Origin of the sequence: Phocaeicola sp. RTP21198st1_B8_RTP21198_201120, assembly GCF_040929485.1 — a bacterium.
GTDB classification, from domain to species: domain Bacteria; phylum Bacteroidota; class Bacteroidia; order Bacteroidales; family Bacteroidaceae; genus Phocaeicola; species Phocaeicola dorei.
Genome location: NZ_JBCOCI010000047.1, coordinates 1 through 24,684 on the forward strand (window position 1 = coordinate 1; position 24,684 = coordinate 24,684).

23 protein-coding genes are annotated in these 24,684 nt (G+C 41.0%); 20 read left to right on the plus strand and 3 right to left on the minus strand.

The features are described 5' to 3' along the window. Positions 1-102: acyl-CoA carboxylase (locus AB5935_RS15575; protein WP_080597605.1), on the plus strand; the 102-nt coding region annotated here is incomplete at its 5' end. A gap of 132 nt (positions 103-234) precedes the next feature. Here AB5935_RS15575 and AB5935_RS15580 read toward each other — a convergent pair. Beyond that, positions 235-1,545 carry a S28 family serine protease gene (locus tag AB5935_RS15580; RefSeq protein WP_038608614.1) on the minus strand — a complete coding sequence of 437 codons (1,311 nt, stop codon included), beginning with the start codon at positions 1,543-1,545 and terminating at the stop codon, positions 235-237. Positions 1,546-1,649: 104 nt separating this feature from the next. On the opposite strand from AB5935_RS15580, the gene AB5935_RS15585 reads away from it, so the two are divergent. The 7 genes from AB5935_RS15585 to AB5935_RS15615 all read left to right on the plus strand — a co-directional run bounded on the left by AB5935_RS15585 (position 1,650) and on the right by AB5935_RS15615 (position 7,681). Beyond that, positions 1,650-2,273 carry a hypothetical protein gene (locus tag AB5935_RS15585; protein ID WP_008656831.1) on the plus strand — a complete coding sequence of 208 codons (624 nt, stop codon included), beginning with the start codon at positions 1,650-1,652 and terminating at the stop codon, positions 2,271-2,273. An 8-nt stretch (positions 2,274-2,281) separates the two neighbouring features. Further along, entirely contained in the window at positions 2,282-2,845 is a 564-nt protein-coding gene (locus tag AB5935_RS15590; RefSeq protein ID WP_007834893.1) for a cob(I)yrinic acid a,c-diamide adenosyltransferase, read from the plus strand. Between the two features lie 71 nt (positions 2,846-2,916). Then, complete coding sequence (locus tag AB5935_RS15595) at positions 2,917-3,138, plus strand: DUF2795 domain-containing protein (RefSeq protein WP_002558131.1); 222 nt, start codon at positions 2,917-2,919, stop codon at positions 3,136-3,138. 163 nt (positions 3,139-3,301) lie between these two features. After that, positions 3,302-3,910 (plus strand): porin family protein, encoded by a 609-nt coding sequence (locus AB5935_RS15600; protein WP_007834921.1) that lies wholly within the window; start codon positions 3,302-3,304, stop codon positions 3,908-3,910. A gap of 72 nt (positions 3,911-3,982) precedes the next feature. Beyond that, the gene (priA, locus tag AB5935_RS15605; RefSeq protein ID WP_007855193.1) at positions 3,983-6,445 is read left to right on the plus strand and encodes a primosomal protein N'; all 2,463 of its coding nucleotides are present in this window, start codon (positions 3,983-3,985) and stop codon (positions 6,443-6,445) included. Between the two features lie 47 nt (positions 6,446-6,492). Then, on the plus strand, positions 6,493-7,203 hold the full coding sequence (locus tag AB5935_RS15610) for a phosphatase (protein ID WP_007834924.1): 711 nt from the start codon (positions 6,493-6,495) through the stop codon (positions 7,201-7,203). 7 nt (positions 7,204-7,210) lie between these two features. Beyond that, complete coding sequence (locus AB5935_RS15615) at positions 7,211-7,681, plus strand: low molecular weight protein-tyrosine-phosphatase (protein ID WP_007847092.1); 471 nt, start codon at positions 7,211-7,213, stop codon at positions 7,679-7,681. Here AB5935_RS15615 and AB5935_RS15620 read toward each other — a convergent pair. Further along, entirely contained in the window at positions 7,656-9,713 is a 2,058-nt protein-coding gene (locus AB5935_RS15620) for an HD family phosphohydrolase (protein ID WP_038608618.1), read from the minus strand. The genes AB5935_RS15615 and AB5935_RS15620 overlap by 26 nt on opposite strands. 81 nt (positions 9,714-9,794) lie before the next feature. Between AB5935_RS15620 and gltX the strand changes: the two genes are divergently transcribed. The 9 genes from gltX to AB5935_RS15665 all read left to right on the plus strand — a co-directional run bounded on the left by gltX (position 9,795) and on the right by AB5935_RS15665 (position 20,145). Beyond that, positions 9,795-11,312, plus strand: a complete 1,518-nt coding sequence (gltX, locus tag AB5935_RS15625; protein WP_007842113.1) for a glutamate--tRNA ligase — start codon at positions 9,795-9,797, stop codon at positions 11,310-11,312. A gap of 12 nt (positions 11,313-11,324) precedes the next feature. Next, positions 11,325-12,545 carry a 3-deoxy-D-manno-octulosonic acid transferase gene (locus AB5935_RS15630; RefSeq protein WP_007842118.1) on the plus strand — a complete coding sequence of 407 codons (1,221 nt, stop codon included), beginning with the start codon at positions 11,325-11,327 and terminating at the stop codon, positions 12,543-12,545. A gap of 583 nt (positions 12,546-13,128) precedes the next feature. After that, positions 13,129-13,206, plus strand: a complete 78-nt coding sequence (locus tag AB5935_RS15635; protein WP_227414158.1) for a hypothetical protein — start codon at positions 13,129-13,131, stop codon at positions 13,204-13,206. Positions 13,207-13,748: 542 nt separating this feature from the next. After that, a complete protein-coding gene (locus AB5935_RS15640) occupies positions 13,749-14,237 on the plus strand; it encodes a helix-turn-helix domain-containing protein (RefSeq protein ID WP_007834935.1) in 489 nt (162 codons plus the stop codon). Between the two features lie 76 nt (positions 14,238-14,313). Continuing rightward, complete coding sequence (locus tag AB5935_RS15645; protein ID WP_368327476.1) at positions 14,314-17,142, plus strand: PL29 family lyase N-terminal domain-containing protein; 2,829 nt, start codon at positions 14,314-14,316, stop codon at positions 17,140-17,142. A 138-nt stretch (positions 17,143-17,280) separates the two neighbouring features. Further along, positions 17,281-17,937, plus strand: coding sequence for a hypothetical protein (locus tag AB5935_RS15650; RefSeq protein WP_007834937.1), 657 nt, complete (start codon positions 17,281-17,283; stop codon positions 17,935-17,937). Beyond that, positions 17,888-18,778 carry an NUDIX domain-containing protein gene (locus AB5935_RS15655; protein ID WP_007842121.1) on the plus strand — a complete coding sequence of 297 codons (891 nt, stop codon included), beginning with the start codon at positions 17,888-17,890 and terminating at the stop codon, positions 18,776-18,778. The genes AB5935_RS15650 and AB5935_RS15655 overlap by 50 nt, the downstream gene beginning before the upstream one ends. Before the next feature lie 7 nt (positions 18,779-18,785). Then, a complete protein-coding gene (locus AB5935_RS15660; RefSeq protein ID WP_007842122.1) occupies positions 18,786-19,628 on the plus strand; it encodes a polysaccharide biosynthesis protein in 843 nt (280 codons plus the stop codon). A 151-nt stretch (positions 19,629-19,779) separates the two neighbouring features. Then, positions 19,780-20,145, plus strand: coding sequence for a hypothetical protein (locus AB5935_RS15665; RefSeq protein WP_007842131.1), 366 nt, complete (start codon positions 19,780-19,782; stop codon positions 20,143-20,145). Positions 20,146-20,150: 5 nt separating this feature from the next. Here AB5935_RS15665 and AB5935_RS15670 read toward each other — a convergent pair whose 3' ends face one another. After that, positions 20,151-21,215 (minus strand): M20 family metallo-hydrolase, encoded by a 1,065-nt coding sequence (locus tag AB5935_RS15670; RefSeq protein WP_038608629.1) that lies wholly within the window; start codon positions 21,213-21,215, stop codon positions 20,151-20,153. Between the two features lie 213 nt (positions 21,216-21,428). Here AB5935_RS15670 and AB5935_RS15675 point away from each other — a divergent pair, with 213 nt between their 5' ends. The 3 genes from AB5935_RS15675 (at position 21,429) to AB5935_RS15685 (ending at position 24,631) form a co-directional block, all read left to right on the plus strand. Beyond that, on the plus strand, positions 21,429-23,234 hold the full coding sequence (locus AB5935_RS15675; protein WP_007842133.1) for an AMP-dependent synthetase/ligase: 1,806 nt from the start codon (positions 21,429-21,431) through the stop codon (positions 23,232-23,234). 57 nt (positions 23,235-23,291) lie between these two features. Next, positions 23,292-24,407, plus strand: coding sequence for a peptide chain release factor 2 (prfB, locus tag AB5935_RS15680; protein ID WP_007834946.1), 1,116 nt, complete (start codon positions 23,292-23,294; stop codon positions 24,405-24,407). A gap of 92 nt (positions 24,408-24,499) precedes the next feature. Beyond that, on the plus strand, positions 24,500-24,631 hold the full coding sequence (locus AB5935_RS15685) for a hypothetical protein (RefSeq protein ID WP_005845490.1): 132 nt from the start codon (positions 24,500-24,502) through the stop codon (positions 24,629-24,631). Positions 24,632-24,684 lie beyond the last annotated feature (53 nt).

Genomic DNA, 24,684 nt, shown 5'->3' on the forward strand with positions numbered 1-24,684 from the left:
ATGCCCCGTGACACCCGCTATAAACTCATTCAGGCTTTGGAAATGTGTCACAACAAAAACCAAAGCAATCCGCCTAAGAAACATGGCAATATGCCTTTATGATAAAAATCAAGATTCTGCCACAGATTATTCAGATTGACACCAGCCCAATATTAAACAGTTGGTTCTCAATGGAAATAACCGGTGAAAATCTGCGTAGCCTGTGGCGGAAAAGCTTTTTACCTCGTCTCTTTGCTATTCTTTATTCAGCCATGCATTGATCTGTGTCTTGATTTCTTCTTGTGTGTCGGTGTCAAAGCTGCCGATACGGGTGGTATGGCTGCCGCCGGGTAACACATAAACTTTTATGTTTTTCTTGTTCTTCAGCCAAGTAACGCCCGAAGCTGTCCAAGGATCATTGCCGCCATAAATATAGATCATTTCGGGATCATTCTCTTTCAGGAATTTTACTACCTTATTATATAGTGTCTTGTCAAATTTGAGATTTGACAGTTCGGGCGGTAACATTACCTTATGAAGATAGTTACGGCTACTCTTTATCGTCAGATACTTTTTGAAAGGTTTGATGTCATATCCGTAATACCCCAGTTCTTTGGCTGCTTGCACATTGAAAGAAGGGTAGGGAGATTGTTCGGAGAAATAATCCGGCTCACAAATAGCCATGAAATGCTTGAATAGAGTGTGATCATCGGCATCTGTTTCCGGAATTTTATTTACAGGAGTTCCCCATTGCCATAGGGCAAATGAGTATTCCAATACATTGAAGTCGTATACTTCGGCTATAGGAATGCGGAAGGTATATCCTTTATCTGAGCAATATTTTTCGAACATCGGCAACAGCTGGTTTTTGCGTTTAAGTACTTCCAGTTGAAAGTTTTCAACTCGTTTCCGGTTTTCGGGAGTCGAAACTTTATTGGCAATGAACGGTTCGTGACGGCCGTCCTCCAATGATTGGTTGAGGGGGGCTACGTAAGGTACGGAGATATCCACATCATCAGGAAAGTAAGTGCGATAGAACATCGTAGTCTGTCCGCCTTTGCTGATTCCAGTAGCTATCCATTTCTGATCGTATAGTTGTTTCAAAGTCGTGGTTACATGATGCAAATCATACAGTGAATTTTCAACCGTGAGATAATCCCAGTTGCAGGGCTTCGGCATGGACTCACCAAAGTAACGGTATTCCACGAATACCAGATTGGCGTTGAATAATTTGGATAACTCTTCTTGATAACGCGGATGGGTGGCATAATGGGCGGCATAGCCTTCGGTAACCAGTACAGTGGGGCGGTCAAAACCTACATGCGAGAGAATAACCCTTTGCTTAAAATTCCCTGCTTCGGGGTGATGCGGATCCAATAGTTGATTAATGAAGAATACATATTTCTCCGGATAGGCATCACTTTGCATTGGTTTAATGTCACTGATGTCCGGAAGATTTTGAAGTCTTTTCTGTAATTCAGTGGGAGGAGCTGTGGCCTGGGTTATTTGTAAAGGCAACAAGACGGCCAGTATTGCCCATAACATAAAAGAGTGTGTGTGTTTCATTGTTTATAAATGGTTTAATAACTAATTGGCAACAAAAATAGCATTTTATTTCGATATTGTCGGGTAATCTTTTATCTTTGTGTTACTTAATAAAGCCGAGAAATATGTTTTTTCTTCATCGTATATGGAATTGGTGCAGTCGCTTCCGTCACCGTTGTGGTTACGGAGTACACTCTCCGTCTGATTTTTTTCTGATTACTTCTGTCGTTTATGAAAAATATCACTATTATGCTTATCGGGTATTGAAGGAAAGAGGATTTCCTGCTTATTTGCCACATTATCGAAGAAAAGTGAACCGTTTACTATTCCGGTTGGTTAATTATTTCAGACCAAAGTCATTGATTGAAGTGGGAATTGGTAATGGGGCATCCATAGGATATATGCGGGCTGCGTGTCATACCATGGATTCCATCACCTTGAAAGGCAGGGATTGGACAAAGACTTCTCGACAACTGGAGGAGAAACTGTCGGAGGTGCATACATTAGATTGTCTGCATATAGGGCATACTCCTTTTTATAAAGAAGTTTTTGAACTGGTACTTCCTTATGCCGGACCTCGTAGTTGTTTTATTGTCGGAGGAATTCATGAATCGAGGGAAAAACGGAAATGGTGGGAGCAAATTGTAACCAGTGAGTCGACGGGTATCACTTTTGATTTGTATGACATAGGATTGGTCTTTTTTGATAAAGCAAGATATAAACAGCATTATATTGTAAATTTTTTATAACCAGAACCATGAAGAAAAGCATGATATACACCAAAACAGGTGATAAGGGAACCACATCATTGGTAGGTGGTACTCGGGTGCCGAAAACACATATACGGCTTGAAGCCTATGGCACAGTGGATGAGTTGAACTCGTATTTGGGATTGTTGCAAACGTATTTGACGGATGAGGAGGATAAGCAAATCATTTTTCGTGTACAAAATAAATTATTCTCTGTCGGTTCGTATCTGGCAACGGATCAGACACAAATCGATTTGCGTATGGAAAGTCGTATAGAGGATGAAGACATCCGGATGTTGGAGCAGGCAATTGACGTAATTGACAATGAGCTTCCTCCTTTGAATGCTTTTATTCTGCCGGGAGGTGACCGTGGAGCAGCCGTTGGACATATTTGCCGGACGGTGTGTCGCCGTGCCGAGCGACGTATTCTTGCATTGGCTGAAGAATGTGACATAGATGCCCGTGTAACAGCATTTGTCAACCGTTTATCTGATTATTTATTCATTTTGACCCGAAAGTTAAATCATTTAACTAAAACAGATGAAATTTTTTGGGATAAAAGTTGCAAATGAAATAATTTATTATACTTTTGCGGCTAATTAGAGAACAAAAGAAAAGTATTTACTTAAAAAATAAGAAAACTATGTACTGGACATTAGAATTGGCCTCGAAGTTAGAGGATGCTCCCTGGCCTGCTACAAAGGATGAGTTGATTGACTATGCAATGCGTTCGGGCGCTCCGTTGGAAGTAATCGAAAACTTGCAGGAGATGGAAGATGAAGGCGAAATCTATGAAAGTATAGAAGATATTTGGCCGGATTATCCGAGCAAAGAGGATTTCTTTTTCAACGAAGAAGAATATTAGAAAGAGAGCATAGCGGACAGAATAAAAAATTCTGTCCGTTTTTTGTTTGATATTTCTTTTTGGAAGGGGGTATTGGAAAGCGTAATGTAACTTTCCTGAGAGATTGAACATTATACATGGAAAAAGTGTTTATCTTTGTGGCGTAAACTAAAAATAGACAAACATGAAAAAGATTATTAGTGTATTAATGGTAGCTGTATGTTTGATGATGGCTGCTCCTGCTCAGGCTCAGTTGCACTTTGGAGTAAAAGGTGGCTTGAACCTGTCAAAGGTTAGTTTCTCGAAATCAGATTTAAAAGGAGATAATAAAACCGGTTGGTTCATTGGTCCGATGGCTGAATTCACCCTGCCCATTATTGGGATTGGTGCGGATGTTGCGGCTTTGTATTCACAGACAGAATTGGCTGCAAAGGGATATTCCACCGATGCAAAACTGAAAACGATTGAGATTCCGGTAAATTTGAAATGGTCTTTCGGACTTGGAAGTATGTTGGGTGCTTATATTGCTGCCGGGCCTCAGTTCGGTTTCAATATTGGTAATAAGAAAGGATTTATGAATTATGATCTGAAGAAGAACAACACCAGCTTCAATGTGGGGGCAGGTGTGAAACTGATCCGCCATTTACAGCTTGGCGTGAATTATAATTTTGCTTTGGGGCATACTGCCACTCTTTATGCTGACCCTAATATAATCCTTGATGGTAAACCACTTACTCAGGATGTGAAGATAAAGAACAACACTTGGCAAGTTTCTTTGGCATACTTGTTCTAGACAACCTTATTTAATAAAAGATAAAAAGGAGGCATTCTTTACTGAATGCCTCCTTTTTTGTAATTTTGCACCATGAAAAAATTCGTAGATGTCATAGTTCCATTACCTATTGCCAACCAATACACTTATTCCCTTCCTCAGGAGATGGAAGAGATGGTACAGATTGGTTGTCGGGTGATTGTTCCGTTTGGAAAGAAAAAGTTCTATACGGCAATAGTGGCAAATGTACATTATGCGGCCCCGGAGGGGTATGAAACGAAGGATATAGCTGAAGTGCTAGATTCATCTCCGGTACTGTTACCGAAACAATATGAGTTCTGGCAATGGCTGGCGGAATATTATCTTTGTACATTAGGAGATGTGTACAAGGCGGCTATCCCTTCGGGTATGAAACTGGAAAGCGAAACGTTGGTGGAATATAATCCCGATTTTGAGACCACCGCACCGTTACCGGAGAAAGAGCAGAAAATTCTAGATTTGTTGAGTCGGGATACAGAACAGTGTGTAACCCAGTTGGAAAAAAACAGCGGACTGAAAAATGTGTTGACTGTCATCAAGTCTTTGTTGGACAAAGAAGCCATTTTTGTCAAGGAGGAACTGAAACGTAATTACAAACCGCGTACTGAGGCGAGGGTGAGATTGGTGAACGGAGAAGCGGATGAGGCTTACTTACAACGGCTGTTCAATGAATTGTCACGTGCTCCTAAACAATTGATGATATTAATGAAGTATGTGGAATTGTCCGGTTGGGTAACCAAAGGGTATGCTTTAAAGGAAGTAACAAAGAAAGAGCTGCTTGAAAAGTCAGGAGGTTCTGTTGCCGTTTTTAACGGATTGGTCGAAAAGAAAGTCTTTGAGGTCTATCATCAGGAGATAGGACGTTTGGATAAAGGAATTTTGGATACCGGTGATATTAATCCGCTGAATATTGCGCAGCAACAGGCCTATAGCAACATTCTTCAATGCTTCAGAGAGAAAAATGTGTGTCTTCTGCATGGTGTTACATCCAGTGGCAAGACGGAAATTTATATCCACCTCATTCAGGAGGTGCTGAAAACAGGAAAGCAAGTCTTATATTTGCTTCCGGAAATTGCACTGACCACTCAGATAACTGAGCGTTTGAAAAGGGTGTTCGGACATCGGCTGGGTATTTATCATTCCAAGTTTCCGGACGCTGAGCGGGTGGAGATATGGCAGAAACAGTTGGGAGAGAAGAGCTATGACGTGATTCTCGGAGTCCGTTCCTCTATTTTTCTGCCTTTTCGTAATTTGGGGCTGGTCATCATAGATGAGGAACACGAGAATACGTATAAACAGCAAGACCCCGCCCCACGTTACCATGCCCGTAGTTCAGCCATCATGCTGGCTTCTATGTTCAAGGCGAAAGTGCTGTTGGGAACGGCTACTCCTGGTGTGGAAACTTACTTTAATGCTACCTCGGGAAAGTATGGCTTGGTAGAATTGAAAGAAAGATATAAAGATATCCGGCTTCCTCATATAGAACTGGTTGACATTAAGGAACTGGCGCATCAAAAGCGGATGCAGGGGCCTTTCTCACCGGTGCTGGTCAAGCAGATAAAAGAGGCATTGGAGCGTAAGGAGCAGGTTATCCTGTTTCAGAACCGTCGCGGTTTCGCTCCAATGATAGAATGTCATACCTGCGGCTGGGTTCCTAAATGCAAGAACTGTGATGTGAGTCTGACGTATCATAAGGGGCTGAACCAGCTGACTTGCCATTACTGCGGATATACCTATCAAGTTCCCCGTTCCTGCCCGGCGTGCGGTGGAGTGGAATTGATGCATCGCGGTTTCGGTACAGAGCGTATAGAAGATGATATAAAACTGATATTCCCCGAGGCGAAAGTCGCCCGGATGGACTTGGATACCACCCGTACCCGTACCGCATACGAGAAAATTATCACGAATTTTGAACTGGGCAAGACGGACATTCTGATTGGTACTCAGATGGTATCCAAAGGATTGGACTTTGATCATGTCAGTGTGGTGGGGATTCTGAATGCTGATACGATGTTGAACTTCCCGGACTTCCGGAGCTATGAGCGTGCTTTCCAACTGATGGCCCAAGTGGCAGGACGTGCCGGGCGTAAAAATAAGCAAGGACTGGTCATCCTTCAGACCAAATCGCCGGATTTGCCTGTTATTCATCAAGTGATACATAATGATTATGAACAATTATACTACGATCAATTGGCAGAACGGCAGATGTTTAAGTATCCGCCTTACTATCGTTTGATTTATGTATATTTGAAACATCGCAAAGAAGATGTTCTGGATCTGGCGGCGGATACCATGGCAGCACAGCTCCGTTCCGGATTGGGCGACAGGGTATTGGGCCCGGACAAACCACCGGTTGCCCGTATCCAGACCTTATTTATAAAGAAAATGATTGTGAAAGTGGAGCAGAATGCTTCTATAAAGAAAGTGCGTGATTATCTGCTTGCCGTGCAACGTGCTATATTGGAAGATGAACGTTTTCGTTCGTTGTTAGTATATTATGATGTAGATCCACAATAACCGGTCCATGTTTTGGACGATAATAGAAAAGATAAACGAAAATAAAGATGAAGATAGAATTAGACGTACATACCCATACCATTGCCAGCGGGCATGCATTCAGTACTTTACAAGAAATGGCGCAAGCTGCCGCCGGTAAGGGATTGAAAGTTTTAGGGATAACGGAACATTCGCCCGGTATTCCCGGTACTTGCCATCCTATTTATTTTAGAAACTTGCATGTGGTTCCCCGCCGGATGTATGGGGTGGAGCTGTTGCTGGGGGCTGAGATTAATATTCTGGATGGTAAAGGAAACCTTGATTTGGACGAGGACTATATGAAGATGCTTGATATCCGTATTGCAGGTATCCACTCTTTGTGTTATGAATATGGAACGATAGAAGAAAACACTCATGGAATGGTGCAGGCTATCAGCAATCCTTTTATTCATATTATCAGTCACCCCGGAGACGGTACGGCGGCGTTGCATTTTGAACCGATGGTATTGGCAGCCAAAGAACACCATACTTTATTGGAAATAAATAACAGTTCTTTAAAACCCACCCGTAACAAGCCCGATGCCCGTGAGAACAACCTCACCATTCTCCGTTTATGCAAGAAATATGAAGTTCCGGTCATCTTGGGAAGTGACGCGCATATTTCGTTTGATATAGCCCGTTACGATAATTTGTATGAATTGTTGCAGCTTACCGGGTTTCCTGAAGAGCTGATCATGAACCGTGATGTGAAATCATTTAAAGAATATCTCCATTTGTAGATTATATATGAAAAGAATACTTTTTGTCTGCCTTGGTAATATTTGCAGGTCTTCTTCGGCAGAAGAAGTGATGCGTACTCTCATAAAGAAAGAAGGACTGGAACACGAGATAGAGGTGGATTCTGCCGGAATCCTGAGTTATCATAGAGGGGAATTGCCCGACAGCCGTATGCGGATGCATGCTTCCCGTCGCGGTTACAATCTGACCCATCGTTCCCGTCCTGTCTGTACGGAAGATTTCTATCATTTTGATATGATCATCGGTATGGACGACCGTAATATAGAGGACTTGATGGAACGTGCCCCCGACCTGGAAACGGAAAAGAAAATCCATCGCATGACAGATTATTGCCGCACCAAGGTGGCAGACTATGTTCCCGACCCTTACTATGGCGGTGCGCAAGGGTTCGAGAACGTGCTTGATATATTGGAAGATGCTTGTGCTGGATTACTTACTTCTTTAGTTCCGGATAACTGATACGAGTATGATACATCGTTTTCAGCTTTTCTTTAAACAGCGCTTTAACTGTTGCTATATCCTTGAACGTAATAGGGCATTCTTTGAAATACCCTTCAGATACCTGTGTGTCAATAATCTTATCTACCAGTGTGCTGATGCTTTCTTCCGTGTACTCCGGCAGGCTGCGTGAAGCCGCTTCTACAGAGTCTGCCATCATCAGGACGGCCTGTTCTTTGGTGAACGGGTTCGGACCGGGGTAGCGGAACTTTTCCTGGTCCACTTCTTCGTCAGGATGTTCGTTTTTATATGAAATGTAGAAATACTTCGTCAGTCCCCGTCCATGATGGGTACTAATGAAGTCTTTGATCACTTTGGGCAGATTATGCTTCTCCGCCAGTTTCAGTCCGTCGGTAATATGACTGATGATAACCTGGGCGCTTTGTTCATAACTTAAACTCTTGTGTGGGTTGACTCCCGACTGGTTTTCTGTGAAAAAAGCCGGATTCACCATTTTACCGATATCATGATATAATGCTCCTGTACGTACCAGCTGGCTTTTACCTCCAATCTTGTTTGCCGCCGCAGCAGCCAGGTTTGCCATCTGCAATGAGTGTTGGAAAGTGCCCGGAGCTACTTCGGACATTTCCCGAAGCAAGCTATTGTTGATATTTGACAATTCCACCAAAGTCACATCTGAAGTGAAGCCGAAGGTCTTCTCTAAAAGGAATAATAACGGATAGGCGAACAACAACAAAATGCCGTTAATCATAAAATAGATGTACATGCGCGTATTCAGCTTGGTCAAATCATCTTCATGAATCAGCTCGAAAGCAAAATATAATAAAGCGTAACTGATAAATACAACCAAAGCCGTCCGTAACAATTGCGACCGTTGGGATAATTCTCTCAAACTATAGATTGCCACCATTCCTGCCACTACTTGCAGCAATATAAACTCGTGTGGGAAGCGCAAAGTAATGGAACAGAGTAAAATAATGGTAACATGTGCCATGAATGCCGTTCTTGAGTCGAGGAATACACGGACTATAATCGGAATCATGGCAAATGGAACCACGTAAATACTTGACAAGTTCTGTTCCACCATAATGGAAGACAGGACGGGGAAGAATACAATCAGCGCAAATAGCAAGGTGAGTGTTCCTTTTCGTTCATAATAATCTGCCCGGAACAACTCCAGATAGGCCATGAAGCAGAACAGGAAGATTCCTACATATAATATTTGTCCGGCCAATGTCAGTCTTTTCTCTTGTACCGAGTCGCTGCGTTTTTCCCATTCCTTGCGTAAGGATTCCAATATGTTGTAAGTTTGCTCATCAACAATTTCTCCACGGTCAATAATCTTTTGTCCGTTCAACACAAAGCCGTTTGCCCATGAAATATTAGAGAGCAGATCTTTTTGCGCGGCTTCGGACTTTTCTTCATCATAAACCAGATTAGGTGTAATGTAATCATTCAGATTACATTGTTGTAATATCTTCTTTTTGTAGTGGGCGGTATCCGCATTCAGCAAATATTCATAGGCTTCCTTCACGGTGTACAATTGGTCGATAAAACGGCTTGTTGCTACATTTTTGTCTACCAACCGTATGGCAATGATGCTGTCTTCCTCCATACGCTTCAAGTCATTTCCGGCAATGATTCCGTCTTCATACAGTGCCTTTAATGTACGTTCAATATAACGCACATAGTCCGTGCCCGGCAATGAGTGGCGTAAGGTCTTGTTGTAATCCTCCCTTAATTTGGAAAGGACATTTTTTTCGGCTTCCTTGTCTATTTGGAAATAAGGTTGATAGTCTGCCAGGATGCTGTCCTGTTCCTTTTGTACTTGCAGATCGTTTTTGTAAATCGGAAAATCAAAAGATGCCTGTAACAGTCCGTATTTCCAAGGCTTGTTTATATCAAATTGATAGTTGAACTTCCCTTCATTGGGCAAAAAGTAGACTATTACCGATACTGTGGCAATGAAAATAAGGCTTTTATAAATCAAATTTTTATATGAAAACCGTTTGCTGGTCTTGAAACTTCTCATAATCGTATATTTTTGCGCGCAAAATACGAAAAAATCGGGAAATTTAGATTAATTTTGCAGCGTATTTTATATAAAACAACAATGTCAGAAAGAAAAGTAAGAGTTCGTTTTGCTCCGAGCCCGACGGGAGCGTTGCATATCGGCGGTGTGCGCACAGCCTTGTATAACTATCTGTTTGCTCGCCAGCATGGTGGAGATTTAATTTTCCGTATAGAAGATACCGACTCAAATCGCTTTGTTCCGGGTGCGGAAGAATATATCATTGAGTCGTTTAAGTGGTTGGGGATAAACTTCGACGAAGGAGTCAGCTTTGGTGGTAACTACGGTCCCTACCGTCAGTCTGAACGTCGTGATATTTATAAGAAATATGTACAGGTGTTGCTTGACAGCGATAAGGCGTATATTGCTTTCGATACTCCGGCAGAGTTGGATGCCAAACGTCAGGAAATCTCTAATTTCCAGTACGATGCTTCTACCCGTATGTCTATGCGTAACTCTTTGACTCTGCCAAAAGAAGAAGTGGATGCACTGATTGCCGATGGGAAGCAATATGTGGTACGTTTCAAGATTGAACCGAATGAAGATGTACACGTACATGATATTATCCGTGGCGAGGTAGTGATCAATTCTTCCATTTTAGATGATAAAGTTTTATATAAATCGGCGGATGAACTGCCTACTTATCATTTGGCAAACATTGTGGACGACCATTTGATGGAAGTTTCCCATGTAATCCGTGGTGAGGAATGGTTGCCTTCCGCTCCGTTGCATGTCCTGCTGTACCGGGCTTTCGGCTGGGCGGATACCATGCCCGAGTTCGCACATCTTCCCTTGTTGTTGAAACCGGATGGTAACGGTAAACTGAGCAAGCGTGATGGTGACCGTCTTGGCTTCCCTGTTTTCCCGTTGGAATGGCACGACCCCAAAACCGGTGAGGTGTCTTCCGGTTATCGTGAGTCGGGTTACCTGCCCGAAGCTGTTATCAATTTCCTTGCCCTGTTGGGATGGAATCCGGGCAATGACCAGGAACTGATGTCTTTGGATGAACTGGTGAAGCTTTTCGACCTGCACCGTTGCAGCAAAGCCGGAGCGAAATTCGACTTTGAAAAAGGAAAATGGTTTAACCATGAATATATATTGAAGAAAAGCAATGAGGAAGTAGCCGGGCTTTTCATGCCGATCTTGAAAGAGCACGGCATTGAAGCTCCTATGGATAAAGTAGTGACCGTGGTAGGTTTGATGAAAGATCGTGTAAGTTTTATCAAGGATTTGTGGGAAACTTGCAAATTCTTCTTCGTCGCTCCTACGGAATATGATGAGAAGACCCGTAAAAAACGTTGGAAAGAGGACTCTCCCGAACGTATGCTGGAGTTGGCGGACGTGTTGGAGGCCTTGGACGACTTCTCGCTGGAGAACCAGGAAGCTGTGGTCATGAAATGGATAGAAGATAAAGGTTATCACTTGGGTAATATAATGAATGCTTTCCGTTTAACCTTGGTAGGTGAGGGTAAAGGCCCGCATATGTTTGATATTTCAGCCGTTTTAGGGAAAGAAGAAACATTGCGACGCATTCGTCGGGCTGTGGAAGTGCTCAAGTAATAGCCGGTAGTTATGATTTATAACTTAGTCATCTATATTTATCTATTCGGGGTGAAGGTTGCCGGCCTGTTCAGTGCCAAGCCTGCCAAAATGGTAAAAGGACACCGGGAGGTATTTGATATCTTGCGTAACAAGATAGACAAAAACGCCCGTTACATTTGGTTTCATGCAGCTTCATTGGGTGAGTTCGAACAGGGACGCCCTTTGATAGAACGTATCCGTAAGGAGCATCCCGAATATAAAATATTGCAGACATTCTTTTCTCCCTCAGGGTATGAAGTGAGAAAGAACTACCAGGGGGCAGACCTTGTCTGCTATCTGCCTTTCGACACTCCGCGTAATGTCCGTCGGTTTGTAGAATTGGCTAATCCCTGTATGGTGTTTTTTATCAAGTATGAATTTTGGCAGAATTACTTGAATGAGTTGCATAGGAGAGGTATTCCCACCTATAGCGTATCTTCCATTTTCCGTCCCAATCAGATTTTTTTCCGTTGGTATGGGAAGAGATATAGTGAGGTGCTGAGGACTTTTGCTCATTTGTTTGTACAGAATGAAGTTTCCAAAAAATTACTGGCAACAATTGGTGTGACCGATGTGACAGTTGTGGGCGATACTCGTTTTGACCGTGTGCTGGATATCTGCCATCAAGCCAAGCAGCTTCCGCTGGTGGAGAAGTTCAAAGGTGGCTCGTTGACTTTTGTTGCAGGCAGCTCATGGGGACCGGATGAGGATATTTTTATCAAATATTTCAATGAGCATCCTGAGATGAAACTGGTTATTGCTCCTCATGTGGTGAGCGACAGTCATTTGAAAGAGATTTTAGATAAGGTGAAACGTCCGTGCATCCGCTATACCGAGGCTACGGAAGAAAATGTGACACAGGCCGATTGTTTGATTATCGACTGTTACGGATTGCTGTCCTCCATTTACCGATATGGTGAGATTTCGTATATTGGGGGTGGTTTCGGAGTTGGAATTCATAATGTGCTGGAAGCGGCTGTATATGGTATTCCTGTGGTATTCGGACCTAACAACAAGAAATTTCGCGAGGCGCAACATTTGTTGGAGCAGAAAGGCGGTTTTGAAGTGACTGGCTATGATGATTTTAAACGGCTGATGGACAAATTTTTGTCGGATAAGGCTTGCTTGCAACAAGCAGGGAAAGCTGCCGGAAATTATGTGAACCATAATGCCGGAGCATTAGAAAAGATAATGAAAGATATCACTCTCTGATTGTTTCAAGGTGATTTGAGTATATGCAGGTTATAGAGAAGATTTGGCTCTATAACCTGTTTTTTTTCCTTCAAATCCTTCATTGTAAGGTAATATATTGTTACTCAGTTGTTTATGATGAACCATTTTTACTTTATTTCCTTCATCCGGATATAAATCCTTCAGCCTGCTGAAATGAGGGCTTATCCGGCTTTTGGGTCAGCAGAAATTTAGTGGGGATTTATTTCATACAATTGTTTGTGATACCCCCCTGTACGAGCGTTCGTAATTTTATGGATGGTTTGTATGACAGGCAAAAGTAAAGATTGGGATTGGATATATGCCCTCACTTTAGCATTTCGACTTGTTGCTATATAACATACATGTAGTCAGATGTATATCTTCCTGCCAATATGTTGTTTCGCTTTTTTATAAGAAGGCAGTCTGGGGACTTTTCCTCCCTGCTTAAGGAATGCGTAGCTTTGTAATCAGATTCATCCTTAAAAGCTCTTGTCTATATTTCTAAACCTTTCCCGCCGTATGGTTAAAGGTTTTTTTCCTGTTTGTTCTATCTCCGTAAGCCTTTGGAGTTAACTCCATAGCCTTGGGAGATAACTCCAAAGCTTATGGAGATAGCTCCAAAGGCTATGGAGATAGAATACATCCGTATAAAAAGGTTTAATCAGGAGATAGAAAAGGTTTATGCAACAGGGTTCGATCTATTGTCATTTCCATAATAATTCCAAATGCTTCTGGACTTTTATAGTAGAACTTTAAAAAAATTGGTTGATGGGATTTCTCTTTGATGAAACAAAAAAAGTTAAAATGATGAACTTTTCTCCTTTTAAAGCTAACATAAACTCTTTATAAGTAGCAACATTCTGTCTTTCAGTTTGTTATGCTTCGCTTTTACATGACCCGATTTATATATCTCTTGATAAGAGATATATATTTTCTGTGCAAAAATAAGCAAAGTTTTGAGAACTAATACATTTTTGGCAAAAAAAATAGGAATTTATATAAAAAAATAGTTCTCTCACTTATTTATATTCTTCTTTATTCCGTTTCAACAGCTCTGTAATATGTTGATATAATGTGTGTTAATGCTTTTTGTAGATCTCTTATCAAGAGATCTACAAAAAATGTCGTTTTTAAGACCTTTTTATATATAGAATATATCTGGACTTTGAAGCGGTATAACTAAATGAAAACAACATAAAGCAGATGGAATATCTATTTCTGAGACGTAAACGCACGACCGCTACTTCCGAGCGGCAGAAAACTTTGCTTTTCAAGGCCGCCGAGCGGCAATGGAAAGAGGAGTTTGCCGGAAAGGGAACAGACATTCGCAAGGTGGATTGCAATATATATAAAGGTATATTGTACCAGCTTGAGATACGTCAGGTATTCCTTGACACCTCGCTTTCTCTGAAAAAACTGAGTGAACTGCTTGAAACGAACCAGACCTACCTGAGTAATGTAGTGAATAAGTATTTTGGTTGCAACTTGAAGGAACTTGTGAACAGCTATCGCGTGGAATACGCCAAGGAACTTCTTGATTCCGGTCGTTGCACATTGAATGACTTGCCCTGTAGTTGTGGTTTCGCCTCTAAAAGTGCTTTCTACTCGGCTTTCAGTCGTATTGTGGGCATATCACCTTTATCTTATCAGTCCAGGGAAAGGAGGAAACGGTATTTACAGGTGATAAACTAGCTAAGTTATTAATAATGAAGTTAATATGTATAACCAATTTTAGTTTTTAAATTTATAAATTTAAAGTTTTTCTATTATGAACAAAAAGTTTTTAAGTGCAATCCTGTTCGGAGCCTTGATGGTTTCGTCAACAGGAACATTTGTGTCTTGTAAGGACTATGATGATGACATTGACCGCATCGACAAGGAATTGAGCGAAGTCAAGGAAACCATTGCAAGTCTTGACTCGGCAATTAAGGCAGGTAAATTCGTTCAGTCATGTAATGAGGTTACCGGTGGATATGAACTGGTTTTCACTGACGGTTCCAAAATTACTATCAAGAATGGTACTAATGGAGCAGATGGTACTACTGTTATCCCTGAATTCCGTGTGGAAGGCAATTACTGGCAGGTTAGCACAGACAAAGGTGCTACTTGGGTGGATGTGAAAGATACCGAAGGTAACAAAGTTCCGGCCAGAGGTCAGGATGGTGAAGCTGCCGGTTCAAACGTGTCTTGGGTGACAGTGGATGGTGTGGAATACATCAAGATCGGTGACAAAGTTACTGATTTGAAGCAGAACAATGAATTTCCTAACATTGCTGTAGATGCTGAAAGCAAGACTGTAATTGTGACTATCGACGGACAGAACTATACTTTGCTGCAGGAAGGTTCTGCATTCAAAGGGTTGCAGACTGTGGTTTACAGAAAACAGGCTGTTGATAATTATAGTGATGTTTGTAAGGCTTATGATATCTATTGGCAGGAAAATGAAGGAAGTTTTAACCCGGATAAGGATGTTTTGTTTGCATCTGTTCCTGCTTATGCTTCATTCAAGGTATATCCGGGTGATTTCTCATTGAATAATGCGAAATTCTCCTTTGTTGATACGTATCAGGTTCGTAGTGTTGCTCCTGCTTTGACCTATATGGAAGGTTCTGCAAAATTAGAAAACGGTATTTTGAGCCTTGCTATTTTACCGAATGAAGGTATTGGAAATAATACCTATGCAACCTCATTGGATGTAACTATGTATGGTCAATATACATCAGCTTCCGATTATTTCACGGTAAGTAGAACACATGCATCTGTAAAGAGCATTGTAAATGCTTTTACCTCTACTAATATGAAAGAAGATGAATACCCTGCAATAATCAATGCAGATGGTGCTTCTTATGATGGTAAATCTTATGGATGCTTTGACTATCAAGGTGTTTATAATGTAAATGATTCTATTGACGCTTACATTTCCGGAGATGCAAAAGTATGGTTGAAGTCAACCAATATTTCATATACCAGAGTGTTCAGATTGTTGGATCAGAATGAGGATTATACATTTAATGGACAACCTATTAAAACTCGTCAGGGTATCTTTGATTTTAAAGATAATGTTTTGTCTGTAAAATCGACTAACCAGGCATCTGCTATTGATGAATATGCTGCAATAGAAGTGACTACTACAGTTAAACCACAGGAAGAAGGTGTTAAAGAATACGAGGTGAGAAATGTAGTATTCATCAAGGCTGTTCGTCCTGCTGTTAATCCTGTATTCGGAACCGTTGCTTTGAAACCGTTGGATGCTAAGGAAAACTTTGCATTTGCATACAATAGCTCAAAAGCTCGGATCATTACTTTGGATGTTCGTAACTTTGAGGCTGCTATTGAAGGTCGTGATGTTATTTCTAATAAAAATCAGGAATATTGCACATTCATTACATTGAACAAGCCTGTATATGATGCTGGTGGCAAGTTGTTAAGTTATCAATCAATATCTGATAACTGTAATCAATATTATCAAAATAACAATTTATCGACTAATATTCCTGCAAAAGTTACAGACTTGGCTAAAAATCTTGAAACGGTTAAAAATGAAGCTGTCTTGTATTATAAGAACGGTGGAAACAATGCTGACAAAGACTCTTTGTTCTTGATTTTGACACCGGGTGCTGACTTTGTACAGTTCAAGAATATGTCCTTGTTGGCTGGAGCTTCTTCTTATTATCCTGGTTGGGGAGCTACCGAGAAAATGACTAACGGAGTGAACACACCGTATGGTGTTTACAACAGCTTCGTAAACAAACTGTTCAAGGTTTCTGTAGATAACTTCTCTGTAACCTATAACTTTGATTGTCCTATCAAGGATGAATACAAGAGTCGTACTATTATCGGTACATGGACAAAAACTGGCGGTGCTTATAGCAAGTTCATCATGGAATCTCAAGAATTCGACAAGATGTACAATGTTGTTCCTGAAGATGCGACAGTTGAGTTTGAATTGGATTATAAGAAGCAGAATGCTTATGTTCAGGAAATGATGAAAGAAAATAACATTGAATGGACTAGCACTAATCAGATTGCCTTTACTCCGCGTGTAGATTTGGCTAAGGTTGGAACTTTGAAAGTTGATATCTATGATGCTACAGCTGGTTCTGCTAAGCGTGTATTGTTTGCAACTGAAGACTGGAAGGTGGAACAACCTATCTTAGAATTCTCTGCAATAGTAGACTTGAAGTATAATAATCCGGCATTGGCTACAAACGATCAGATTAAGATTATCGATTTGATTAATGCTTTAGGTGCAGCAGACAAGAAGAAATGGACTGAACTGACATTGAAAGATGCTGTTAAAAATGTATTGGTAAAATACAATGCCGCTACGATTGCTGCTGAAGAAACCATAGCTGAAACATTGTATAGAAAAGATGCTGCTGGTAATGCTGTTGCTGAAGCTACAGGATTGGAAATTTCTTTGGATGAGAATGAAAAAGACTTTACTTATGATGCAGCTACTGCAACTCTTACTTGGAAGGGAACTCCGACAGGTACAGTATATACTCATGATGTAAACTTGAACATTACTTATACTCATAACTGGGGTGTTGTAACCAAGACATTCAAGGTAACTGTAACAAGAAAAGTACAGTAAACATTTGGGCTAAGATAGGAAGTATAGTTTAAATTTGATATGCTTTCTTCTTGATAACCTCAAGCGAGGAGGGGATATGAATCTGATAACAGAGGAATATCCTCTCCTTTTTTATTATAAAAATAGATTCTTGATATAATGACGAAATTAGTTCGATGCGGTATAAACTTTTATGCGGATGTGGATCATCAGAAGGCGGTAAATGATAGGGATTCCTTGCAGAACACTAAATTAATGGAACATTATACTCACCTTCTTGGTCAATTACAGTATGAAGGAGCTGGTATCTGGAGCCGTTTTAATATTATGTTCGGAATAAATGTTTCTTTATTCGGATTGGAAACCGTCTTGTTTAACTCTGTATGCCAAACTTCTGAATACCTGACATTTATTATTGCATTTGGAGGATTGTCATTCTCAATATGGTCTATTTACGTAATGCAGAGATTATGGAGTTATCATGAGCACTGGAAGAATATGTTATGTGAAGCGGAAAAGACTTTTCCGGATGAGTATGTGAAACTTTTCACAAAGATTCCTTCTAATTTGAAAAGAGAGAAAAAATCTTGGGAGTTATGGCTGAAATCATACACTCAACCTTTTTTTGCCATATTGTCTCTTATTTGGTTGCTTATTATAGTGTTAAACCATGCTATTTATACTGATATGCTGAATAAGGAAAATATTATTCATCACGTGGGTGTGGTGAAAATACAACAGAATGAAAATTTAAAAAATAATGAAGATGAAAAAGATGATGGATTCGACTACTGCGATTATTACTACAACAGATAATAGAGTATTGTTGCAAAAAAGAGATGAGAATCCGGATATAGAGTACTCCGGATGTTATTCTCTTGTTTCTGGCTACCTTGAGGAGGAGGAAACCCCTCTAGACGGTATTATCAGAGAACTGAAGGAAGAATTTGAACACAAGAAATCCTCAAAGGTACATTTTAGTTCTATAACCTATCTGGGGTCTGAGTATAGAGCAGACTATGATAGATGGGAATATATTCATCATACTTATTTGATGGACGATGCAGCGGATATCCGTATTTTGGAAGGTGAATCTTTTGTCTTGCTGGATATGGATGAGTGTTTGAGATTGGAGAATCTTGCTCCTCATCATAAATTGTTTTTATTAAAATATCGTGCCGGATTATGTAAAATTGACGTGCGTGAGCAATCGAAAAAAATGTTTGATGAAATAACTGTCAGGGATTTGATAAAAGTGGAATCCGTAGGGAATGTGAAAAATTATAGCTTGCTGGAGGCGGGGACTGGTTTTGTAATTGGCGAGGATACTACTTTGAGTGCTTCAATTCCAGCGGTGGAAGCCGCTAAATATATAGGATTCTTGCAATTCGTCCCAAAGGTTCTCAGAGGTAATCATTATCATTTTAGAAAGGTGGAATATATGCTTATTTTACAGGGGCGTATGCAGGCTACTTTTCAGAAATATGATGATAGTGAGGCTGTAATAGAAGAGATTTGGGAAAAGGGGGATTTGGTAAGGACTTTACCGGGGTGCGTCCATACATTAACAGCTTTAGGAGAGTCGAATGTGTTGACTGTTGAGTTTTCTCCACAGCCTTATGTTGCGAGGGATGTGTTGATGAATGATAAAAAATAGCTTGAGTATGGGAACCATTGCAGTAACGGGGGCTACCGGTTATTTGGCTGAGAAATTGATAGAACGGTTGATTACCCAAGGACATACTATTCATGCGATAGCCAGGAATGAAGGAAAACTGATTGCTCTGAGGGAGAAATTTAAAGGCGTTCAAATCTTTCCATGCCCCATTGAAGATTATCTTTTATTGAAAAAGGCATTGAATGGTTGTGATGGGATATTTCATTTGGCTGCGTTTAAAGATGTCATTTTGGCAAAAGAACATCCTCTGAAAGCTGTTCAGACTAATATTCTTGGTACGTTGAATCTTCTTAAAATAACTGTTGAGGAGCAGAACATAAAATTTATTCTGGCAACAAGCACTGATAAAGCTGTTCAAGTTTCAGGAACGTATGGGGCTACTAAATTGCTTATGGAGAATCTTTTTGAGGATTTTGAACAAATAAACGGATCGAATTGCGCTTATAGGATCGTTCGTTATGGAAATGTATTACATTCTACAGGATCTGTTTTGGTAAAATGGAAGTATGCATTAGAAAATAGGAAGGAGCTTATATTGACAGATCCTGAAGCTACCCGGTTTTTTATTACGTGGGAACAGGCAATAGATGTTATTTTTTCCTGTTTAAATGATGCTCAAAGTGCGGAACCGTTTTATCCGCCTAATATGAAATCGATAAGCTTAGGAATTTTATTGGAACTCGCAATAAGAAAGTATGCTAAAACTATTCCTGACATCAGAGTTATCGGTTTACAAAAAGGGGAAAATAAGCACGAGTGTATCACGGCAGACTTAAGCAGTGAATATGCTGAAAGATGGAATAATGAGGAATTATTAAACCTTATCTAGAAAAGGGGAATGAAAGATATAAATTATTGTTATGATGAGGATATGTTGCTACTATGAATGATAAATGGTTAAATCTTTCTTTTAAGACGGGGAATTGCAGTATATTGATTACTTTTATCCTGTATCATAACTTATTAAACCTCGGATAGATATGGGAACAGAAGGCATACAGGATAAATACATCAACCCTTATACCGATTTCGGCTTCAAGCTGCTTTTCGGCACGGCAATGAACAAGGAACTTTTCGAGGCTGCCGAGATAGCTAAGTTCAATCCTAAGGAATTAGGCGAGTATTGGGAAAGTTTGAAGAATTTCCGCGACTGGTACAGCGTGATGTCCACCCAGTTGAAAAAAGGGCGTGAGGAAGGTCTTAAAGAGGGCCTTGAAAAAGGTCTTGAGCAAGGTCGTAAGGAAGAATGCTTCAAGAATGCAAAAAAAATGAAACAGGCCGGTATTGCATTTGATGTAATTGCACAGGTTACCGGTCTGTCTATAGGGGAAATAGCGTCTTTGTAAGTCGTTTACAGCACCAGTCCGTCCAGCATCTCGATATAAAGCCTTATCGCTTCCTCAATTTCCGAAACCATGATATATTCATCAGCCGTGTGTGAACGGGAGGACTTTCCCGGACCGATTTTGACAGACGGGAACTTCATCAACGCCTGATCGGACAAAGTAGGAGAGCCGAAAGGTACACGTCCTAGTTTTACCGCGCATTTCACAAAGGGATGCTCGGCACTGATATGAGATGAGTTCAAGCGGAAAGAACGAGCTTTCGCCTCGCTTTTTAGATGGGCACTTATTTCTTTGAATAGTTCTTCGTTAGAGTAACATTCATTACTGCGGATATCCACAACGAAAGTACAAGTATCGGGGATGACATTATGCTGCGTGCCGGCATTTATTTGTGTCACGCTCATTTTGACAGGCCCCAGCAGGGAAGATTCCTTTGGGAATTTATAATCACGGAACCACTGAATGTCTTCCAGTACCTTGTAGATAGCATTCACTCCTTCATTGCGTGCGGCATGTCCGGCTTTGCCGTATGCGGTAACATCCAGCACCATCAATCCCTTTTCGGCAATAGCAGGCTGCATTTCTGTCGGTTCACCCACTATGCCTAAGGTGATGGGAGGTAGTTGGGGCAATACGCTTTCTATTCCGTTTTTTCCGGAAACTTCTTCTTCACATGAGGCAAGAAAGATCAGATTGTATGCCTGCTCGGTTGTAGAGAGATGGCGGTACGCCTGAAATAAGGATACTACACTGGCGCCGGCGTCATTACTTCCCAAACCGTAAATCTTTCCGTTTTCGGCTTTCGGAGTGAAAGGATGTTTCCGCCATCCGTTTACCGGTTTTACGGTATCGATGTGGGAATTTAGTAAAATAGTCGGTTTGTTGAGGTCGAACATCGGACTGATACACCAAATGTTGTTGCCCGAACGACCGGTCATGATACCTGTTTCTTCAATATAGTTCTGCAGAAAGTCAGCGGCAGCTTCTTCTTCCCGGCTCAATGAGGGGATACCGATTAACGAATTCAGCAATGTGGTTGCTTCGGAAGTGTAATATTCTATATCAATCATCTTGATTTTAATAATTTAATGTGTTGCAAAGATACTATTTTTGCGTGGTAAACGGTGATGAAAAAAGTAGGTAATTAAGTTAGATATGCAACTAAATCTTTCGGCTGATTTCTTCTAACTCTTTGACTAATTGGGAAAATTAATGCCTGTTTATAGAGGATAATTCCAAATTAAACGATAACTTTGCCGATGAATTAAAAATAAATCTTTGGAATGAGTAGTTCTTTCTTATCTGTCCTGATACAACGTCAGGCAGGGAAATATGGTGATCGTGTAGCGTTGCGTTACCGCGATTATAAAACAGAAACATGGATTCCGGTTTCTTGGAACCAGTTTGCCGCAACTGTAAAAACAGTTTCGAATGCATTGATAGAATTAGGTATAGGCATACAGGAAAATATAGCAGTTTTTTCTCAAAATAAACCGGAATGCCTGTATGTGGACTTTGGAGCTTTTGGGGTACGGGCTGTTACTGTACCATTTTATGCTACCAGTTCCGAGGCGCAGGTACATTATATGGTAGGTGATGCCGAAATACGTTATATTTTTGTAGGTGAACAGTTGCAATATGATGTGGCGTTCCGGGTTATGCTACTGGGAAGCCAACTGAAACAGATTATAATTTTCGACAGGGAGGTAAAGCGTGATGAGCGGGACCAGACTTCCATTTATTTTGATGACTTTCTGAAATTGGGTGAGGCGCATCCGCATCAAGCTGAGGTAGACAAGCGTACTTCAGAGTCGGGTAATGGTGATCTTGCCAATATTCTTTATACCAGTGGAACAACCGGAGACAGCAAGGGGGTGATGTTGCATCATTCTTGCTATGAGGCGGCCATTCCGGCACATGATGAACGTTTCCCTCAATTGGGTGATCAGGATGTGATTATGAATTTCCTTCCTTTTACTCATGTGTTTGAGCGTGCATGGACTTGCTGGTGTCTTTCGATGGGGTGTACTTTGTCTATCAACTTGCGTCCTGCTGATATCCAGAAGACAATAAAGGAGATCCGTCCTACGGCTATGTGCAGTGTTCCCCGTTTCTGGGAGAAAGTGTATGCCGGCGTGCAAGAAAAAATCAATGAGACAACCGGATTGAAAAAGAAGTTGATGCTGGATGCTATTAAAGTGGGACGTGAACATAATTTGGATTATGTGTACAAAGGGCTGACTCCTCCGCCTGTATTGCACATGAAATATAAATTTTATGAGAAAACGATCTATAGTTTGTTGAAAAAGACTATTGGCATTGAAAACGGGCGTTTCTTCCCTACTGCCGGTGCGGCTATTCCACCGGCTGTACAGGAGTTTGTTTTGTCGGTGGGAATTAATATGGTAGCCGGTTATGGATTGACGGAATCTACTGCAACGGTTGCTTGTGAGAATGATAATGACCATGTGGTTGGTTCGGTGGGGCGTATCATGCCCCATGTGCAGGTCAGAATAGGGGAGAATAACGAAATAATGTTACGTGGTGAAGGAATCACTCATGGCTATTATAAAAAGGAAGCTGCTACGAAGGCGGCGTTTACTGAAGACGGATGGTTCCATACCGGTGATGCGGGTTATATAAAAGATGAGCATTTGTTCCTTACAGAGCGTATCAAGGACTTGTTTAAAACTTCAAACGGAAAGTATATCGCTCCTCAAGCCATTGAAGCCAAATTGGTGGTAGACCGTTATATCGATCAGATTTCTATTATTGCCGATGAACGTAAATTTGTTTCTGCTTTGATTATTCCTGAATATAAACTGGTGAAAGAGTATGCCGCAAAAAAAGGTATTCGCTATGAAAGTATGGAGGAACTGTTGCAGAAACCGGAAATTATCGATTTGTTTAAAGAGCGAATTGATACACTGCAGCAGCAGTTTGCACATTATGAACAGATCAAGAGGTTTACTTTGTTGCCCCATCCTTTCAGTATGGAGCGTGGTGAGCTGACCAATACGTTGAAAATAAAACGTAATGTGCTGAACAAGAACTATGCTGCCGAAATAGAAAAGATGTATGAAGAATAATGGGAAAATGAATAGATTTCCACTATCTTTGCATCCTGAAATGCAAAAATTCTCAAGATGATAACAATAGAGCAACTGAAAGACGTAAAAGAACGTACTGCGGCACTTGAAAGATATCTGGACATAGAAAATAAACTGGTTCAGGTGGAAGAAGAACAACTGCGTACGCAGGCGCCCGGTTTTTGGGATGATGCCAAGAAAGCAGAAGCACAAATGAGGAAGGTCAAAGATCTGCAAAAATGGATCGACGGTTACCGTGAGGTAAAGACGATGGCAGATGAACTGGAATTGGCTTTTGACTTTTGTAAAGACGATTTGGTTACCGAAGAAGAAGTGGATGCAGCATATCAAAAGGCTGTCACTGCGGTGGAGGCATTGGAACTGAAGAATATGCTTCGCCAGGAGGCTGACCAAATGGATTGTGTATTGAAAATTAATTGTGGTGCTGGTGGTACTGAAAGTCAGGATTGGGCTTCCATGCTGATGCGTATGTATATGCGTTGGGCGGAGACCAATGGCTATAAAGTGAGCGTGGCTAATCTTCAGGATGGGGATGAGGCCGGAATCAAGACGGTGACAATGAATATTGAGGGCAGTTTTTCGTATGGTTATCTGAAAGGTGAGAATGGAGTTCACCGCTTGGTGCGCGTGTCTCCTTATAATGCTCAGGGGAAACGGATGACTTCTTTTGCTTCTGTGTTTGTAACGCCGTTGGTGGATGATAGTATTGAAGTGACAATTGAACCTGCCCGTATGTCTTGGGATACTTTCCGTTCGGGGGGGGCTGGCGGACAGAATGTGAACAAGGTGGAGTCAGGAGTACGTCTGCGTTATCAATATAAAGATCCATATACCGGTGAGGAAGAGGAAATCTTGATTGAGAATACTGAAACCCGTGACCAGCCGAAGAATAAGGAAAATGCGATGCGCCAGTTGCGCTCAATTTTATATGATAAGGAATTGCAGCACCGCATGGAAGAACAGGCCAAGGTGGAGGCAGGCAAGAAGAAGATTGAATGGGGATCACAAATACGCAGTTATGTCTTTGATGACCGTCGTGTGAAGGATCATCGTACTAATTTTCAAACTTCGGATGTGAACGGAGTGATGGATGGAAAGATTGATGGCTTTATCAAGGCATACTTGATGGAGTTTTCCGGTTCGGAGAATTAGTAATTTCTTCGTAATTTATTTGTTTTCTTCTAGAAACTTTGTACTTTTGGGATATTCAAAGGAGATGGTTTAATCTTAAAAATGAAATACTTATGGGAAAGAATAAGAAAGCTGCTTATAGTAAGCGGGAAGAAGAGAAAGCAAATAGGATTGTAAAAGGTCTGTTCATCGGATTAATCGTATTAGCCCTTGTTATTATGGTAGGCTATGCCATGTATGGATAAAAACAGAAGAAGAAGAAATAGTGAAGTCCTGCTGAGGTTATTCTTTGCGGGGC

Excerpts from the sequence above, each read along its gene's own strand:
- AB5935_RS15595 (WP_002558131.1), top strand. The coding sequence starts at position 2,917 with ATGTACTGGACATTAGAATTGGCCTCGAAGTTAGAGGATGCTCCCTGG.
- AB5935_RS15630 (WP_007842118.1), top strand. The coding sequence starts at position 11,325 with ATGATTTATAACTTAGTCATCTATATTTATCTATTCGGGGTGAAGGTT.
- AB5935_RS15615 (WP_007847092.1), top strand. The coding sequence starts at position 7,211 with ATGAAAAGAATACTTTTTGTCTGCCTTGGTAATATTTGCAGGTCTTCT.
- AB5935_RS15655 (WP_007842121.1), top strand. The coding sequence starts at position 17,888 with ATGAAAAAGATGATGGATTCGACTACTGCGATTATTACTACAACAGAT.
- AB5935_RS15675 (WP_007842133.1), top strand. The coding sequence starts at position 21,429 with ATGAGTAGTTCTTTCTTATCTGTCCTGATACAACGTCAGGCAGGGAAA.
- AB5935_RS15580 (WP_038608614.1), bottom strand. The coding sequence starts at position 1,545 with ATGAAACACACACACTCTTTTATGTTATGGGCAATACTGGCCGTCTTG.
- priA (WP_007855193.1), top strand. The coding sequence starts at position 3,983 with ATGAAAAAATTCGTAGATGTCATAGTTCCATTACCTATTGCCAACCAA.
- AB5935_RS15585 (WP_008656831.1), top strand. The coding sequence starts at position 1,650 with ATGTTTTTTCTTCATCGTATATGGAATTGGTGCAGTCGCTTCCGTCAC.
- gltX (WP_007842113.1), top strand. The coding sequence starts at position 9,795 with ATGTCAGAAAGAAAAGTAAGAGTTCGTTTTGCTCCGAGCCCGACGGGA.
- AB5935_RS15590 (WP_007834893.1), top strand. The coding sequence starts at position 2,282 with ATGAAGAAAAGCATGATATACACCAAAACAGGTGATAAGGGAACCACA.
- AB5935_RS15665 (WP_007842131.1), top strand. The coding sequence starts at position 19,780 with ATGGGAACAGAAGGCATACAGGATAAATACATCAACCCTTATACCGAT.
- AB5935_RS15660 (WP_007842122.1), top strand. The coding sequence starts at position 18,786 with ATGGGAACCATTGCAGTAACGGGGGCTACCGGTTATTTGGCTGAGAAA.
- AB5935_RS15640 (WP_007834935.1), top strand. The coding sequence starts at position 13,749 with ATGGAATATCTATTTCTGAGACGTAAACGCACGACCGCTACTTCCGAG.
- AB5935_RS15670 (WP_038608629.1), bottom strand. The coding sequence starts at position 21,215 with ATGATTGATATAGAATATTACACTTCCGAAGCAACCACATTGCTGAAT.
- AB5935_RS15600 (WP_007834921.1), top strand. The coding sequence starts at position 3,302 with ATGAAAAAGATTATTAGTGTATTAATGGTAGCTGTATGTTTGATGATG.
- prfB (WP_007834946.1), top strand. The coding sequence starts at position 23,292 with ATGATAACAATAGAGCAACTGAAAGACGTAAAAGAACGTACTGCGGCA.
- AB5935_RS15620 (WP_038608618.1), bottom strand. The coding sequence starts at position 9,713 with ATGAGAAGTTTCAAGACCAGCAAACGGTTTTCATATAAAAATTTGATT.
- AB5935_RS15650 (WP_007834937.1), top strand. The coding sequence starts at position 17,281 with ATGACGAAATTAGTTCGATGCGGTATAAACTTTTATGCGGATGTGGAT.
- AB5935_RS15645 (WP_368327476.1), top strand. The coding sequence starts at position 14,314 with ATGAACAAAAAGTTTTTAAGTGCAATCCTGTTCGGAGCCTTGATGGTT.
- AB5935_RS15610 (WP_007834924.1), top strand. The coding sequence starts at position 6,493 with ATGAAGATAGAATTAGACGTACATACCCATACCATTGCCAGCGGGCAT.
- AB5935_RS15685 (WP_005845490.1), top strand. The coding sequence starts at position 24,500 with ATGGGAAAGAATAAGAAAGCTGCTTATAGTAAGCGGGAAGAAGAGAAA.